Raw genomic sequence first — 13333 nt, 5'->3', positions numbered from 1 at the left:
TTGGAATTAGAATTATTAGCCTTTGGTCTTATTACAGGTTTTACATCTGGTTTTTTTGGAATTGGTGGTGGAAGTATTTTAATTCCAATGCTTTTGGTTGCTGGATTTGCTATGAAAGAAGCTGTTGCAATATCTATAATGCAGATGGTTTTTTCATCTATTTATGGCTCTTTTTTAAACTCAAAAAAGATAAAAGGTCTATTTCGTGATGGTATAATTTTAGGAGTTGGTGCAAGTATTGGTGGACTTTTTAGTGGTTACTTTTTACCTTCAATTCCAGATATTTATCTTCAATACCTTTTTATTGCTGTGCTTATTTATACCATTTATACTCTATTTAAAGCACCTGCTTCTCAAGAGATTATACAAGAAGATAAAAATATATTTTTACTTGCATTGATTGGATTTTGTGTTGGAATTTTTGCAATGAGTATTGGAATTGGTGGTTCTTTAATGCTTCTTCCAATACTAGTTCAATTTTTAAAATATGATTTAAAAGTAGCTACTGCTTTGGGGCTATTTTTTGTTATTTTTTCATCTATTGGTGGATTTATATCTACTTCACTGTATGGGAATATGTTATATTATGAGGGAGCTATTATTGGTATTGGTTCTTTAATTGGAGTATATTTTGGAATAAAAATAAAAGAAAAAACAAAATCAACTTCTTATAAAAAATTTGTACTACTTTTAAATCTTTTTGTATTAGCAACTATGATTTATAAAACAGTTGAGTTTTAAAATAGTATTTTAATACCATATTCATAATCTAAAATAGCAGTTTTATAGTAATCTTTTCTATTTTCATTTTTAAGCCCAAATCTTTTTTGGGTTTTTAATTTTATCTCAACTTCTCCATTAAGCAAAAGTTCTCTTATTTCACTATGTTTTAACCAGTGTCCATATCGACTAAGAGTATTTTGCCAAATTTTAAATCCACATTTTGAAGTTGATGTTAATTCAAAAAACTCTCCATCTTCAGTTGTCCATGAAGCGTTACTACAAGCATACAATTCAACTTTTTTCCCTCTTACATCTTTTTTTCTAACTTCAATTTCTCCATCATCACAATATGGACATTTTCCTAATAACATATAAATTACCTTTGATTTTTAAACATTATATAAACTTTTGATATATAAAAAGCTAAAAAATTAACTAAAAATTAACTCATTTTTCATATACTTATACATTTTAAAATAAAGGGAAATTATGAGAAAAAAAATTCTTACTTCAATGTTACTTTTGAGTACAACACTTTTTGCGATGGAACACTCTAACCATAATATGCAGCATCACAATACAAACGAAGTGGCTAATCAAAATAGTAGTTTAACTATTCCAAAAGATGCTAAATGTCCTGTTTGTGGTATGTTTGTAGCAAAATATGAAAAATGGATTGCAACAATTAAAACAGAAAAAGAGAGTTTCTATTTTGATGGAGTAAAAGATATGATGAAGTTCTACTTTGAACCAACAAAATATATAAAAAATGCTGATTTAAAAAATTCAACTATAAAAGTTACTGATTACTACACTCTTGAGCAAATAGATGCAAAAAATGCTTTTTTTGTAATTGGTTCAAATGTTATGGGACCTATGGGAGATGAATTAATACCATTTAAAGATGAAAATAGTGCAAATGAGTTTTCAAAAGACCATTTTGGAAAGAAAATTGTGAAATTTAATGAAATAACTTTGGATACAATACCAAAAAAACATCACTAAACAATGCGTTTTCGCATTGTTTAAATAGATTAATCTTTTATAAATGAGCAACAATAATCAACTAAACTATGTACTCTTAATCTAAACTTTGTATTTGCAGGAATAATAAAAGATGCAGGACCTTCAAACTCTTGCCAATCAGAAGCAGGAAGTAATAAATCAATCTTTCCTCTTTGAATATCAATAACTTCTTTATTTACAGTATTAAGCTCATACTCACCCGCTAACATAATTCCTAAAGTTTTTTTGCTTCCATCTTCAAATGTAATAGCACGGCTTGTAATATTTCCATCGTATAAAATATTTGCTGCTTTTGCTATAGAAACACCTTTAAAATATGACATTATAGTCTCCTTAAAATTTATCGCAATATTATAACAAATGAATTATACGATATTATTGAAGCAAAAGGCTAGAAATCTTTTGATATAATTCAAAAAATTAAATAAGGTGTGAAAATGAGTATCCAAAAAGAGCTTAAAGAGATAATAAATAATGAAGTTTTAGTTGAAATAGAAGATCACATAGATGATATTTTTGAAATAATTGCTGCAAAAAAAGATACTCCTGAGTTAAAAGAAGAGCTTGAAAATATGCAAGAGATGAAAAAGGATTTTGAAGAACTTTTAAAAGATTTAGAAGCTGGTGAAATAGATGATGAAGAGGCTCAAGAGATTTATGATGAAATAGTTGATATGCTTGAAGGTTCAAACGAAGATTAATAATAAGATTAAGATGTGCAAGGCTATATTGTTGATATAAAAGCTGTAAAAGATGACGATTTAATTGTCACTATTATATGCGAAAATGAGTTGATTACTTCATATAGATTTTATGGAGCAAGACACTCAAATATCAATATTGGCTATAAAATCGACTTTGAGCTTGAAAATACAAAATCAACTATTTCAAGACTTAAAGATGTGATTCAACTAGGTTTCCCTTGGATTTTAAACAATCAAAAAATGTATGCTTGGCAAAGATATCTTAAACTTTTTTATGTTCATTTAAAAGAGCTTCATGAGTTAGAACCATTCTACTTTTTTCTTTTAGAAAATTTAGTTTCAAAAATAGAGAAACAAAATGTTTACAGAGCTATTATAGAGTCATATCTATCAATTTTAGAACATGAAGGAAGACTTCATACAGATTTTGAGTGTCTTATTTGTGAAGTTGAAATAAATAGTGATTTATCAATAGTAAGAGGTTTTTTACCTGTTCACAAAAGTTGCATAAGAGGAAAAGTTTTTGATTATTTAAAAATAAAAGAGCTTTTTTTTACAAAAAAAACTATAAATCTAAATGATGATGAAGTAGAAGATCTTTTTGAAATCCTACTTCTTGGGCTTTGAGATAGAGTTAATATAAATCTATTTTTGTTTTAAGATTTTCTATGGTTTGAGCTAATATTTTTGTATCAAATCCATACTCTTTTGCTTTTATAATTCCTTCTTTAATTGATTTTTCGCTTAAAGGTTCTTTTATATTTGCAACAGTTTTTATTACACTTAAAATTTTTGCTTTTCTTTCAAACTCTTTTGAAACACTATTTATATCATCTACAAATTCTATACTATTTATCAAATTTGGACTAAGTTTCCAGTGTTTAAAAATTTGTGCTGTTACATATGAACTAGAAAATCCTAAAAACTCTTTTTCTACCTCTTCAATAGATAAAATTCCTTCTTCTATTTGTGCTTTAAACTCTTTTTCTTTTTGCTCATTTAGAATCATATCAGCAATAATATATTTACCAATATCAATCAAAAGTGCAGGTAAAATAATCTCATCTTTTATAGTTTCATCTATTTTACCCAACCATAAACTAGCCAAAACAGATGCAATGTTTGATGAATTCATAAAATTATCATTTGTAAGTCCATATGGAGCCAAAGTTGTAACTAATAGTTTTTGACTACTAGCTGAAATAGCAACCGATATTGTAAAGTTTATTCCAAGTAAAGATATCGCTCTAAGTGGAGTTTCAACTTTACTTCGAAAACCAAACATAGCTGAATTTGCTATTTTTAAAAGATTTGTTACAATCAAAGCGTCTTTACTTATAATATCATGAAGTTCACTTATCTCTTTTTCACTTTTTCTTCTATACTCTTCTATTAAAATAATAGTTCTAGGAAGAGGTGGAAGGGATTCAACTCTTCTTAATAAATCATCAATTTGCAAAATATCCCCTTGAATTTTATCTAAACATTAAATCTAAAATGCATAACATCACCATCTTGAACAACATAATCCTTACCTTCAAGTCTTAGTTTTCCAGCATCTTTGCATTTAGCTTCTCCACCAAATTTAACAAAATCTTCATAAGATATAACTTCTGCTTTTATAAAACCTTTTTCAAAGTCATTGTGAATAACAGCAGCTGCTTGTGGAGCTTTTGTATTTTTTCTAATTGTCCAAGCACGAACCTCTATTTTTCCAGCTGTAAAATAGCTTTGAAGACCTAATTTATCAAAAGCTTTTTGAATAATTTGCTCTAAACCTGATTCAGCAACTCCTAAATCATCCAAAAATGCTCTTGCTTCATCATCTTCAAGTCCAACAAGCTCCTCTTCGATTTTTGCACATAAAACAATAACATCCGCACCAACATTTGATGCATGCTCTTTTACCATCTCAACATAATCATTTGTTCCAACACTTAATGTATCTTCATCAACATTAGCACCATATATTACATCTTTATTTGATAAAAATCTAAGCTCTTTATCTAAAGATATAAATACTTCATTATCCCTATTTTCAAATGTTTTAACAGGTTGAAGCTCTCCAATATGAGAATATAACTCTTCAGCAATAACAAGTTGAGCAGCTGCTTCTTTACTACCTTTTGACTGTTTTTTAAGTCTTTCAATTTTTTTCTCTAATTGTGAAATATCTGCATAAATAAGCTCTGTTTCAATTATCTCTATATCTCTTAAAGGGTTTACATCACCCTCTACATGAACAATATTTCCATCTTCAAAACATCTAACCATATGCAAAATAACTTCTACTTCTCTTATATTTGATAAAAATTGATTTCCTAGCCCCTCACCTTTACTAGCACCTCTTACAAGTCCTGCAATATCAACAAAATCAATAGTTGAGTGTTGAATTTTATCTGGATTTACTATCTTTGCTAGCTCATCAAGTCTTTTATCAGGAACTGGAACTATTGCTTTATTTGGCTCGATTGTACAAAATGGATAGTTTTCCGCTTGAGCATTTTGTGCTTTTGTTAAAGCATTAAAAGTTGTACTTTTCCCCACATTTGGAAGTCCTACTATTCCTACTCCTAATCCCATAATTATCCTTTTATCTTTATTTATAAATATTATACAATAACCATCAAATCGTTGTTTAAATTGGATTCAAATTTTTTTAAAGCACAATAAATTATCATTATTTATAAAAATATCAAATACTAAATAAGAAATAAAATGACAATTTTAAAAGACTCTATCAAAACAATTCCAACAAACGATAAGGCTATCTTCTATAAAGAATATTATAAACGAAAACAACAAAGAAATAGATAAAAGTCTATTTCTTTGTCATAAAGAGTTTTGAATCTCTTTAAATATTGATTTTAAATCTGATAAATCAAAGTTTACTTCACCATTTAAAGCTTTTTTCTCAATATTTTTCAAAATTAAATTTACCAATTAACATATTTACAATACAAAAAAACTTTATTCTGTAATAAACTACTTAAAATTTATAAGGGTTTTTATGAAACAAAAAGTTTGGATTGTTGGTGCTAATGGTGCAATTGGTTTTGAGCTTGTTAAAATATATTTAAAAAATGGTTTTAAAGTGGTTGCAAGTTCAAGAGATATTGAAAATTCAAAAGATTTTTTGAACTTACAAAGTGAAAACAAAACCAATTTGAAGCTTTTGAATATAGATGTTTTAGATGAACAAGCTTCTAAAGGGGTTGCTCATGAAGCTTTTAATAATTTTAATGGGCTTGATATCTGTTTTTATAATGCCGCTGTTTATGAATCTATGAGTTATGAAAAGTGGGATATAGCAAATTTTGAATCCATGATAAATACAAATTATCTAGGAGCAATTAGAGTTTTAAAACCAATAATTAGCCATCTTGAGAATCAATCAAATTCTTCAAAAATAGTTCTAAATTGTAGTTTGGCTAGTTATTTTGGATTGCCTTATGGTGGAGCTTATAGCGCTTCAAAAGCAGCTTTATTAAATCTTGCACAATCAATTCAACCTGAATTAAAAAGAAAAAATATTAATCTTCAAGTTATAAATCATGGATTTGTAAAAAGCAGGCTAACTTCTAAAAATGATTTTAAAATGCCTCAACTTATGCAGCCAGATTTTGCTGCTAAAAAGATATTTGAAGAGCTTAATAAATCTTATAGATTTGATATAACATTTCCACTATTTTTATCAAGCTTTTTAAAGTTTTTATCAATTTTACCATATAAGATAAGTCTAAAAATCACAAGTAAATTTCTAAAATGATCAAAAATAGTACGATATTTTTTTATGGTATTTTAGGAGTTCCTATTGCCTTTTTAGGATTTCCTTTGTATATATATTTACCTCCTTTTTATGTTGAACATATTGGCTTAAATATTGGATTTGTTGGAGTTATTTTATTATTTGCAAGATTAATAGATATGATAGCAGACCCATTTATTGGAAGATTTTGTGATATTTACAGTTCAAAATTTAAAATTATTTTAATATCATCTATTTTTTTACTTATCTCTTTATATTTTTTAATAAAACCGATCTCAAATAGCTATTTTTATCTATTTATTTTCTCAATTATCACTTATATTTCATATAGTTTTGTATTAATTCCATATTTAAGTTTAAATGCCATTTTAGGTAAAAATGAGTTTGATAATACAAAACTTGCTTTTTCAAGAGAGATTTTTATAATTTTTGGTGTTTTATTATCACTTTTAATTCCATATATATTTTTAGTTTCAAATGACTCAAAAAAGAGTTTAGAGCTTTTATTACTATTTGTTTTGATTATATTTCCAATAGCTTTAATACTTTTTTATCAAAAGATTAAATCTTTGGAGATAAAAAGTGAAAATATAGCTCATAACACTTTTTTTAGATCTTTAAAAACACTATTTAAAAACTATCCTAATCAAAAAAAACTATTTTTTGCTTTTTTATTTAATAGCTTAGCAAATGCACTTCCAGCAACTCTTTTTCTGTTTTTTGTTAAATATATTTTGATTTTAGAAGAGCATACAGGACTATTTTTGATAATATATTTTTTAAGTGCAATTGTTGCTTTTCCTATATGGATAAAAATTTCAAAAATAATATCAAAAAAATCAACTTGGATTTTATCTATTTGTGTTGCTATTAGCACATTTATTTTTGTCCCTTTTTTAAATGAGGGTGATTTTTTCTTTTTTTCTATAATTTGTATGTTTACAGGAGCTTGTCTTGGTGCTGATATGGCTATTCCTTCTTCAATTCAAGCAGATGTTGCAAATTTTATAAAACAAAAAGAGGATTTAACTTCTGTTTTATTTGGTTTTTGGGCAATGATTACAAAACTATCTCTTGCTTTTGCTCTTGCAATATCATTTATAACTTTAGAGTTTGCAGGTTTTGACAAACAAAACATAAACGAATACTCAATTTTTGTAATAATATTTTTATACTCAACTCTTCCAATAGTTTTTAAGATTTTTGCAATATTTTTTTTAAATAGATATGAAATGACAAAATGAGTGTACAAAACTATAGAAATTTATAATAAATTATTAAAATTAAATTAGGAGTTTAATTGAAAATTTTATTATTCATTTTCTTGTTTATATCTTTTTCATTTTCAAAAGATTCTATTGATAAAGTTAAATTTTCAGGTCTTTGGTATGAAATAGCAAGAGTTGAAAATAAATTTCAAACATCTTGTGTTGCATCAAGTGTTGAGTACAAAGTACAAGATGATGGAACTTATAATGTTTTTAATAGATGTTTTGAAAATGAATTAAATGGAAAATTAATAGAGTATAACGGTTTTGCAAAATTAGAAGATAATCAACTTTATATGAGATATTTTTTTATTTTTAGAAGTTCATATAAGATTGATTATATAAATGATTATAAAACAGCTGTTGTAGCAAATGATGATTACTCAAATCTTTGGATTATGAGTAGAGCTCCTAGTATTAATAAAGATGAACTAGATAATATCTTAAAAGATTTAGAAAATAAGATGGATATCTCAAAATTGACTTTTACAAAACTTGACCCAAAAGGAAGATATAGATGAAAATAGCTGTTTTAGGAGCTGGAATAAGCGGACTTGGAAGTGCTTATATTTTAAGTAAAAAACATGATGTAGATATTTATGAAAAAGATAATAGATTAGGTGGACACGCAAGAACAACTCTTGTTCAAGAAGATGATAAATTATTTGGAGTTGATACTGGGTTTTTGGTATTTAATTATGCAACATATCCTCTTTTGACAAAACTATTTAAAGAGCTTGATGTAAAAATAGAGAAATCTGATATGAGTTTTGCATTTTGGGATACAACTAAAAACATAGCTTATAATGGTTCATCTTTAAGAGGAATGTTTGCTCAAAAAAGAAATCTATTCTCTTTTTCTCACTATCAAATGATAAATGATATTTTAACTTTTAATAAAAAAGCAAACAGAGATTTAATGGTTGAATCAAAAGATTTAGATAAGACTTTAGGTGAGTATATAAAAAATTATTCAAAAGCTTTTAAAAATAGATATCTTCTTCCAATGGGAGCTGCTATTTGGTCAACACCAAGCAGTGAGATGAATAATTTTCCAGCAAGAACATTTTTAAAGTTTTTTAAAAATCATGGACTTTTGGGAGTAACTACACATCATCAATGGCTTACTGTTTCAAATGGAAGTATAAATTATGTTGAAAAAATAAAAGATAAAATATCAGGAAAGATATTTTTAAACTCAGATGTTATAAAGATAAAAAGAGTTGAAAATGGTGTATATTTAATACATAAAGATGGTGGAAAAACTTTTTATGATAAAGTTATTTTAGCTATGCATGCACCTGAAGCTTTAGAGATTTTAGAAGATCCATCAGCTAAAGAGCTTGAGATTTTAAGTGCTTTTAAATATAAAGCAAATAGCGCTGTTTTACATAGTGATAATAATATCTTACATCAAAATAGAAAAATGTATGCAGCATGGAACTATACAAGCTCAAATATAGAAAATAGTGCTGTTACTTTAACTTATTGGATAAACTCTTTACAAAATTTAAAAACAAAAAAAGATTATTTTGTATCTTTAAATGAGACAAAAAATATAAAAAATGTTATTGAAAATATATCATATGACCATCCTCAATTTGATTCAAAAGCAATTTTGATGCAAGATAGAAAAGATGAGATTTGTGGAGTTAATAATACTTATTATGCTGGTGCTTACTGGAGATATGGATTTCATGAAGATGGACTTTTAAGTGCTACAAAAGTTGCTTCAAAACTTATGTGTGAGTTTTAAATGATAAATAATAGATCAAATCATAATATCTTTGAAGGGACAATTTATCATAAAAGATATCTTCCAAAAAAACATGAGTTTAAATATAATTTTTACCTTCTTGATATTGATGTTTTTGATTTAGAGAGTTTAAAAAACACTATTTTTTCTATAAATAGTTTTAATTTGATGAGTTTAAAAAGTGTTGATCACTTTGGAAAAAGTAGAGATTTTATAAAAAACATAGAAGAGCTTTTAGAAAAATTTGATTTAAAAGCTAGTTCAAAGATGAGATTTTTAACACTTCCAAGGGTTTTAAACTTTGTTTTTAATCCTATTAGTGTTTTAGTTTTATTTGATGAAAATAGTGTTCCAACACATATTTTAGCTGAAGTTCATAACTACAATGGTGGAAGAGTTGTCTATTGTGTAAAACTTGAAAAACATGAAAAAAATGCAAAATCATACTTTGGAGCTGTAAAAAAAGATATGTATGTATCTCCATTTTTTAAGCATGAAGGAGTTTATGAGTTTGAGCTAAAGTATGATGAACAAAAGCTATTTATAAAAATAGATTTGTATGAAAATCAACAACATAAATTAACAGCAATTTTTAACTCAAAAGCAAAGCCTTATAGTTTCAAAAATATTTTAAAAGTTTTTATAAGATATATGTTTAGCACTTTTTTAGTGGTAAGTAGAACATTTTATCATGCTTTTAGGCTTTATTTAAAGGGTTTAAAAATCTACTCTCCAAGAGATAATGACAAAATAAAAAGGTATTAAATATGAAAAAATTGTGGAATAAATTTGCAGATAACTTCTTTTCCAAGATTAAAATAGGAACGCTAGAAGTTATATTTAAAGATAAAACAACAAAACTTTATGGTGAAAAAAAACTTGAAGATAAAATAACTTTAGAGATATACAATAATAGATTTTTTATAAAAACAGTTCTTTATGGAGATATTGGGTTTGCTGAAAGTTTCATAGATAGAGATTTTGAGACTTCAAATCTTACAAAACTAATAGAACTAGCGCTTTTAAATGCAAAATATCTTGGAACTACAAGCGAAAATGAAAAAAATAAACTAATAAATCTAATGCCATTTTTTAATAGATTTAAACATAGTTTAAGACGAAACTCAAAAACAAATGCAAGAAAAAATATCTCTGCTCACTATGATTTATCAAACGATTTTTACAAACTTATGCTTGATAAAACAATGATGTATTCAAGTGCAATTTTCCAAAATAAAGAGCAAGATTTATATGAAGCTCAAAAAAACAAACTTGAAAAATTATCATCAAAACTAAATCTAAAAGATGGTTCAAAAGTTCTTGAAATTGGCTCTGGATGGGGAGCTATGGCTATTCATTTAGCAAAAGATAAAAAATGTGATGTTACAACTGTAACATTAAGTGTTGAGCAAAAAAAACTTTGTGAAGAGAGATTTAAAAAAGAAGGAGTTGAAGATAAAATTGATATTTTATTAAAAGATTATAGAGATTTAAAAGGAGAGTTTGATGCAATTATTGCTGTTGAGATGTTTGAAGCTGTAGGACGTGAGTATTTTCATATATTCTTTAAAAAGTGTCAAGAGCTATTAAAACCAAGCGGTGTTTTGGTTTTACAAGTAATTACAATTCCAGATCAAAGATATAAAGCCTATTCAAAAGGTAGTGATTTTATACAAAAGTATATTTTTCCAGGTGGACATTTACCAAGTATTTTAAAAATTTTAGAGACAACTTCAAAGCATACAAGACTAAATTTAAATCATCTTGAGGAGTTTACACAAGATTATGCAAAAACTTTGAATATTTGGCATGAAAATTTTGAAAATCATTTAGATGAAGTTAAAAAATTAGGATTTGATGACTATTTTATAAGAATGTGGAAAATGTATCTAAACTATTGTGAAGCTGGATTTTTAACAAGAAATATAAATCTTCATCAACTAGTTTTTACAAGAGATCAAAATATATATTTAAATAAAGGATTAATCGCATGAAAAATTTACTATTAATTTTTATAACAACAATTTTATTAACAGGATGTGCAAGTATGAAAATAGAAGATTTTAACAATACAAAACCAGAGTTTGTTCCTCAAGAGTATTTTAATGGAAAATTAAGAGCTTATGGAATCGTAAAAGATAGAAGTGGAAAGATTATTAGAAGTTTCAAAGGAGAGATGATTGGTTCTTGGGATAAAAATGGTGTTGGAACTTTAGATGAGTTTTTTGTTTATGATGATGGTGAAGAGATGAAAAGAGTTTGGACTCTAAAACCAATTGAAAATAAAAAATTTATAGCAACTGCAGATGATATAGTTGGAGAAAGCCCAATGATTGCAAATGGAAATACAGTTATGATTGATTATGTTATGAGAACTCCATATAAAAACTCAACTATTGATTTAAGTGTGCAAGATTGGCTTCATCTACAAGATGAAAAAGTTATCATTAACCACTCAAAAATGAAAAAATTTGGATTTGTGGTTGGAGAGTTGGTAATTACAATAATTAAAGAGTGAAGTGAATAATCCCTAAAAAAGGCACTTTTCTCAAAGACAATAGATTTAATAAAGATGATTTTTTAAGTCTTGACTAAATAGCTTTACATTTATATAAAGCTATTTTAATCAATTTTATGGAATCATTCAATCTTCTTTTATAAAATTTCTAATTTTCCCATTTAAAAAAGGGTTGCTGTGCTTTTTAATTCTTATGAATTTTTATTGATATTTTTACCATTAACTTTAATAATATATTTTTACTTAAACTCCTTAAAACTTATATATGTTAGCAAAATATTTTTAGTGGTTTATAGTTTATTTTTCTACTCTTGGTGGAATCCTATTTATCTTCCTTTAATTTTAGGAAGTATGATTTTTAACTTTTATGTTGGAAAATCTTTGGGCAAGAAAGCATCCAAAAATATGCTTACACTTGGAATTATTTGTAATATCCTACTTTTGGGATATTTTAAATATGCAGATTTCTTTATTGAAAATTTCAATTGGGCTTTAAACAAAGAGATTCCTTTACTTCATTTGGCATTACCTTTAGCAATTAGTTATTTTACATTTCAACAAATTGCTTTTTTGGTTGATAATTATAGAGGAGAAGTAAAAGAGTTTAGTTTTTTAAACTATTCACTTTTTATAACTTTCTTTCCACAACTTCTTATGGGTCCAATAGTTCATCACAAAGAGATGATGCCTCAATTTGCTCTTAAATGGAGAAGTTACATAAGATGGGAAAATATCTCTTTGGGACTATTTATTTTTGCGATAGGATTAGCAAAAAAGAGTCTATTAGGAGACCCTCTTACAACTTATGCTCAATATGCCTTTGATAATGCACAAAATCTAACAATGATTGAAGCTTGGTATGCTTCAACTTCTTATGTATTATCATACTATTTTGACTTATCTGGATATGCTGATATGGCAATAGGTATTGCAAAAATGTTTAATATAGATATACCAAAAAACTTTAATTCTCCGTATAAAGCTAGAAATTTTGCTGATTATTGGAGAAGATGGCATATCACTTTGAGTAGATTTTTAGGAGATTATATCTATAAAAGTTTAGGTGGAAACAAAAATATAGTTTGGATTATCTATTTAAATATTATGATTACATTTTTTGTCTCTGGATTTTGGCATGGAGCTGGGTGGACATTTGTTGTTTGGGGATTATTAAATGGATTATTTGTGATTTTTGCACATATGATGAAAAAAGCAAATCTTGAAATGAACTTTTATCTAGCTTGGTTTTTAATGTTCATTGGACTTATAATCACAAGAATACTATTTGTATCAAAAGATTTCAGTGATGCTTGGTATGTTACAAAAACTCTATTTGATTTTAAAAATTTAAGATTTAATGAGCTATATTATATTGATCCAATTTTCCAAAGTTTTTATATTGTTCTTGCGCTTGTTTTAGCTTTAGGCTTTAAAAATAGTGGTGAAATTGCTCTTAATTTCAAACCAAATATTAAATATACTCTTTATACAGCAATTTTATTATCTGCTTCTTTATTTACTTTTTCAAGTGCCAAAGAGTTTTTATATTTTCAATTTTAGGAAAAATAG

General features: G+C 26.4%; 16 protein-coding genes. 12 read left to right on the top strand and 4 right to left on the bottom strand.

Annotated elements, in window-relative coordinates; all coding sequences use genetic code 11:
• Complete coding sequence (locus tag AC5LG6_RS05900; RefSeq protein WP_066358812.1) at positions 1–741, top strand: sulfite exporter TauE/SafE family protein; 741 nt, start codon at positions 1–3, stop codon at positions 739–741.
• On the opposite strand, the gene AC5LG6_RS05895 is transcribed toward AC5LG6_RS05900, so the two are convergent.
• Positions 738–1094, bottom strand: coding sequence for a hypothetical protein (locus AC5LG6_RS05895; protein WP_431393839.1), 357 nt, complete (start codon positions 1092–1094; stop codon positions 738–740). The genes AC5LG6_RS05900 and AC5LG6_RS05895 overlap by 4 nt on opposite strands.
• Before the next feature lie 118 nt (positions 1095–1212).
• Here AC5LG6_RS05895 and AC5LG6_RS05890 point away from each other — a divergent pair, with 118 nt between their 5' ends.
• Positions 1213–1728 carry a nitrous oxide reductase accessory protein NosL gene (locus AC5LG6_RS05890; protein WP_498585946.1) on the top strand — a complete coding sequence of 172 codons (516 nt, stop codon included), beginning with the start codon at positions 1213–1215 and terminating at the stop codon, positions 1726–1728.
• Positions 1729–1757: 29 nt separating this feature from the next.
• On the opposite strand, the gene ppnP is transcribed toward AC5LG6_RS05890, so the two are convergent.
• Positions 1758–2072, bottom strand: coding sequence for a pyrimidine/purine nucleoside phosphorylase (gene ppnP / locus AC5LG6_RS05885; RefSeq protein WP_498585945.1), 315 nt, complete (start codon positions 2070–2072; stop codon positions 1758–1760).
• A 114-nt stretch (positions 2073–2186) separates the two neighbouring features.
• Here ppnP and AC5LG6_RS05880 point away from each other — a divergent pair, with 114 nt between their 5' ends.
• Both AC5LG6_RS05880 and recO read left to right on the top strand, forming a co-directional pair.
• Positions 2187–2450, top strand: coding sequence for a hypothetical protein (locus AC5LG6_RS05880; protein ID WP_066155257.1), 264 nt, complete (start codon positions 2187–2189; stop codon positions 2448–2450).
• 15 nt (positions 2451–2465) lie between these two features.
• The gene (gene recO / locus AC5LG6_RS05875) at positions 2466–3080 is read left to right on the top strand and encodes a recombination protein RecO (protein WP_120987196.1); all 615 of its coding nucleotides are present in this window, start codon (positions 2466–2468) and stop codon (positions 3078–3080) included.
• 7 nt (positions 3081–3087) lie between these two features.
• On the opposite strand, the gene AC5LG6_RS05870 is transcribed toward recO, so the two are convergent.
• Together AC5LG6_RS05870 and ychF are read right to left on the bottom strand one after the other, a co-directional pair.
• The gene (locus AC5LG6_RS05870) at positions 3088–3912 is read right to left on the bottom strand and encodes an HDOD domain-containing protein (protein ID WP_066347928.1); all 825 of its coding nucleotides are present in this window, start codon (positions 3910–3912) and stop codon (positions 3088–3090) included.
• A gap of 20 nt (positions 3913–3932) precedes the next feature.
• Positions 3933–5036, bottom strand: coding sequence for a redox-regulated ATPase YchF (ychF, locus tag AC5LG6_RS05865; protein ID WP_066407085.1), 1104 nt, complete (start codon positions 5034–5036; stop codon positions 3933–3935).
• Between the two features lie 427 nt (positions 5037–5463).
• On the opposite strand from ychF, the gene AC5LG6_RS05860 reads away from it, so the two are divergent.
• From AC5LG6_RS05860 to AC5LG6_RS05825, 8 genes are all read left to right on the top strand, one after another.
• Positions 5464–6222: an SDR family NAD(P)-dependent oxidoreductase gene (locus AC5LG6_RS05860; protein ID WP_498585944.1), complete on the top strand. Its 759-nt coding sequence runs from the start codon at positions 5464–5466 to the stop codon at positions 6220–6222.
• The gene (locus AC5LG6_RS05855) at positions 6219–7466 is read left to right on the top strand and encodes an MFS transporter (protein ID WP_498585943.1); all 1248 of its coding nucleotides are present in this window, start codon (positions 6219–6221) and stop codon (positions 7464–7466) included. The genes AC5LG6_RS05860 and AC5LG6_RS05855 overlap by 4 nt, the downstream gene beginning before the upstream one ends.
• A 56-nt stretch (positions 7467–7522) precedes the next feature.
• Positions 7523–8011: a lipocalin family protein gene (locus tag AC5LG6_RS05850; protein ID WP_319058778.1), complete on the top strand. Its 489-nt coding sequence runs from the start codon at positions 7523–7525 to the stop codon at positions 8009–8011.
• Entirely contained in the window at positions 8008–9246 is a 1239-nt protein-coding gene (locus AC5LG6_RS05845; RefSeq protein ID WP_498585942.1) for an NAD(P)/FAD-dependent oxidoreductase, read from the top strand. The genes AC5LG6_RS05850 and AC5LG6_RS05845 overlap by 4 nt, the downstream gene beginning before the upstream one ends.
• Positions 9247–10011 (top strand): DUF1365 domain-containing protein, encoded by a 765-nt coding sequence (locus tag AC5LG6_RS05840; RefSeq protein WP_498585941.1) that lies wholly within the window; start codon positions 9247–9249, stop codon positions 10009–10011.
• 2 nt (positions 10012–10013) lie between these two features.
• Positions 10014–11240 (top strand): class I SAM-dependent methyltransferase, encoded by a 1227-nt coding sequence (locus AC5LG6_RS05835; protein WP_498585940.1) that lies wholly within the window; start codon positions 10014–10016, stop codon positions 11238–11240.
• On the top strand, positions 11237–11764 hold the full coding sequence (locus AC5LG6_RS05830) for a DUF3833 domain-containing protein (RefSeq protein ID WP_498585939.1): 528 nt from the start codon (positions 11237–11239) through the stop codon (positions 11762–11764). The genes AC5LG6_RS05835 and AC5LG6_RS05830 overlap by 4 nt, the downstream gene beginning before the upstream one ends.
• A 177-nt stretch (positions 11765–11941) precedes the next feature.
• Complete coding sequence (locus AC5LG6_RS05825) at positions 11942–13324, top strand: MBOAT family O-acyltransferase (RefSeq protein WP_498585938.1); 1383 nt, start codon at positions 11942–11944, stop codon at positions 13322–13324.
• The last annotated feature ends 9 nt before the right edge of the window (positions 13325–13333 follow it).

The sequence above is a fragment of the Arcobacter thermotolerans genome, from assembly GCF_983172305.1.
Note: the sequence above shows the minus strand (reverse complement) of the source record. Positions and strands in the feature narration are given on the sequence as shown.

What these genes read in the sequence shown, in the direction of transcription:
- AC5LG6_RS05895 (WP_431393839.1), bottom strand. Translation starts at nt 1,094, where the DNA reads ATGTTATTAGGAAAATGTCCATATTGTGATGATGGAGAAATTGAAGTT.
- AC5LG6_RS05890 (WP_498585946.1), top strand. Translation starts at nt 1,213, where the DNA reads ATGAGAAAAAAAATTCTTACTTCAATGTTACTTTTGAGTACAACACTT.
- ppnP (WP_498585945.1), bottom strand. Translation starts at nt 2,072, where the DNA reads ATGTCATATTTTAAAGGTGTTTCTATAGCAAAAGCAGCAAATATTTTA.
- AC5LG6_RS05880 (WP_066155257.1), top strand. Translation starts at nt 2,187, where the DNA reads ATGAGTATCCAAAAAGAGCTTAAAGAGATAATAAATAATGAAGTTTTA.
- ychF (WP_066407085.1), bottom strand. Translation starts at nt 5,036, where the DNA reads ATGGGATTAGGAGTAGGAATAGTAGGACTTCCAAATGTGGGGAAAAGT.
- AC5LG6_RS05860 (WP_498585944.1), top strand. Translation starts at nt 5,464, where the DNA reads ATGAAACAAAAAGTTTGGATTGTTGGTGCTAATGGTGCAATTGGTTTT.
- AC5LG6_RS05855 (WP_498585943.1), top strand. Translation starts at nt 6,219, where the DNA reads ATGATCAAAAATAGTACGATATTTTTTTATGGTATTTTAGGAGTTCCT.
- AC5LG6_RS05845 (WP_498585942.1), top strand. Translation starts at nt 8,008, where the DNA reads ATGAAAATAGCTGTTTTAGGAGCTGGAATAAGCGGACTTGGAAGTGCT.
- AC5LG6_RS05840 (WP_498585941.1), top strand. Translation starts at nt 9,247, where the DNA reads ATGATAAATAATAGATCAAATCATAATATCTTTGAAGGGACAATTTAT.
- AC5LG6_RS05835 (WP_498585940.1), top strand. Translation starts at nt 10,014, where the DNA reads ATGAAAAAATTGTGGAATAAATTTGCAGATAACTTCTTTTCCAAGATT.
- AC5LG6_RS05830 (WP_498585939.1), top strand. Translation starts at nt 11,237, where the DNA reads ATGAAAAATTTACTATTAATTTTTATAACAACAATTTTATTAACAGGA.